Origin of the sequence: Leptolyngbya sp. FACHB-711, assembly GCF_014695615.1 — a bacterium.
Classification (GTDB): Bacteria; Cyanobacteriota; Cyanobacteriia; order Elainellales; family Elainellaceae; genus Leptolyngbya_A.
In genome coordinates, this window is sequence record NZ_JACJOR010000445.1 from 1 (window position 1) to 2471 (window position 2471).

Here is a 2471-nt window from a genome sequence, read left to right on the forward strand (position 1 = left end):
TCTCTATCCTAAATTAAAGCATGCTAACTAGGCAAAGTTTATTTGGTGAACTACTAGAAGTACTCGGACAACTTCATTCTGTTGATTGACGTAGAGTTTATCGTCGTTGATCTGCTGAGTTTTTGGTTAACAGCACCAGCAGTGAAATAGGGGAAAGCAGCATCCCAAAGAAAAACCATAGCCAGGGATTACGTCTGGTATTTTGCGCCCACAGCGCACAAAAGGAACCTACTAGAAATAGGATGGATGCGGAAAAGCCATGATCAAAGTTTCTAAAATTGTTCTCTAAGCTGGAAACATTAGACCTTAGAGTTGCAATTTCGGTGCGTAACTCCCAGACCTCTGATTGAAGGGCTGAAACTTGTGACTCTAACTCTTTTATTCGTGACTCCGTTTCTGCGGATGGCACTGGTTGCTCGCTTACCCAGAAAACAACGTCACCAATCTTCCCACGGAAGTTGCCCATTTGTTGAGATTTAAAGGCTTCCATAAAGCTATCAACTTTTATGCAAAACCCGCAACCAGTTGTCAGTGAGATCGAACGTCGTCAAATCGATACGTTGTTTCGAGCAGATCCAGAAACAGGAAAGACACTTTAGAATGAAGTCAAACGAGATCCTGGCAAGCCCACTATCACCCACCTCAAAGATCTGGTTGAACGGTTGCATTGGTTAGCGGGTTTGCAAATTGGCACAGTAGTGCTCAACCAATTGCCAGAAGTTAAACGGAAGCATTTTGCTGAGGAAGCAAAGGCTTTAGATGCTCCTCGGATGCGACAAATGAGCATCCTGAAGCGGTACACGCTCGCCGTTGCCCTGCTGAATGCTCAATATGCGCGAACGCTGGATGATTTAGCAGAGATGTTCATTCGTCAGATGCAGCAAATGCATCATCGCGGCAAAGAGGCGTTAGCCATGCTGCGTCAGGAGACTCAAGCTCGCACAGATAGCTTGATTGCCACCTTACGAGATGTGGTTGCAGCGTTTCAAGGTGAAGGGGAGATCGCTCAACGCTTTGCTGACATTGAAACGGTGATTGGCGACCAGGGTCCCACCCTTCTGGAAGCCTGCGATGCTCATCTGGCGTATGTCGGTAACAATTACTTCCCCTTGCTACAAACCTTCTACAAAAGCCAACGCAGCGCCCTATTTCGCTTGCTGGACGTGCTGCCACTGCGTTCGATTACGCAGAATACCTCGTTGATAGAAGCGATCAAATTCATCTTGCAACATCGGCACAGTCGGAGTGCCTCGGTTTCAGTTGTGCAAACTGAACACCCAGGTACGGATGAGGAACGACACATCCACCTGCTTGACCTGAGTTGGATTTCCCAGAAGTGGTGGGCTCTCGTCACTGGACAGCGCAAACGCACTCCCTATCCCAGTACACTGCAACGCCGTCCATTCGAGGTGTGCGTCTTTTCTCACCTGCTATTAGGTTTGAAGTCTGGCGATCTGTATATTGAGGGGAGTTGGGAATATGGAGATTACGGTCAGCAACTCATTTCCTGGGAACAATACCAGGAAATGGTGAGTGAATATGGCAAGCAACTGGGGTTGCCGACCGAACCGAGTGCCTTTGTCGCCCATGTTCAGCAGTGGTTGGAAACAACGGCTCAAGCTACGGATGCTGGCTTTCCAACCAACGTCGATGTGGACTACCAGAAGGATCGTCTAGTGATTCGCAAGCCAAAGGCAAAGATCATATCGGGAGTAGCCACGCTCAAAGCACTCATTGCTCAACGGCTGTCCCCAGTCAATCTGCTCGATGTCTTGACAGACACAGAGCTTTGGCTAAACTGGACTCGATTCTTCAAGCCGAAGTCGGGACATGATGCCAAACTGGACAATCCTGCTGCCCGCTACTTGGCGAGTACCTTCTGCTATGGTTGCAATTTAGGACCGACTCAAGCAGCTCGATCCCTTAAAGGATTTGACCGCAAGCAGGTTGCTTATGCTCACCAGCGCCACATTGATCCAGATAAGCTTCAGGCAGCCAATGCCACTATCATCAATGCTTACAACCGCTTCAGCTTGCCCAAGCTGTGGGGAGATGGCAAGCGAGCCTCTGTAGACGGAACCAAGTGGGATATCTACGAAGATAACTTGCTGGCAGAATATCACATTCGGTATGGCGGTTATGGTGGGATTGGGTATTATCACGTTTCTGATACGTACATTGCTCTATTCAGCCATTTCATTCCATGTGGCGTGTGGGAAGCCGTGTACTTGCTGGATGGACTGTTGAAGAATACATCTGAGATTCAACCAGATACGATTCATGGAGATACTCAATCCCAAAGTGCTACAGTGTTTGCCCTGGCATATTTATTAGGCATTCAACTGATGCCACGCATTCGCAATTGGAAGGATTTAATCCTCTACCGTTTCAGTTCTACGACCCGTTACCTACACATTGGTCAACTGTTCTCTGAAACGGTGAATTGGGAGTTGATTGAAACTCATCTACCG

Annotated in this window: 2 protein-coding genes; one reads left to right on the forward strand and one right to left on the reverse strand. The window is 48.0% G+C overall.

Features of this window, described 5'->3' with window-relative positions; all coding sequences use genetic code 11:
• Positions 1–97: 97 nt before the first annotated feature.
• Positions 98–490, reverse strand: a complete 393-nt coding sequence (locus tag H6F80_RS19910) for a bZIP transcription factor (RefSeq protein WP_190793266.1) — start codon at positions 488–490, stop codon at positions 98–100.
• A 208-nt stretch (positions 491–698) separates the two neighbouring features.
• Between H6F80_RS19910 and H6F80_RS30885 the strand changes: the two genes are divergently transcribed.
• A partial coding sequence (locus H6F80_RS30885) for a Tn3 family transposase (protein ID WP_206755096.1) occupies positions 699–2471 on the forward strand: 1773 nt, incomplete at its 3' end.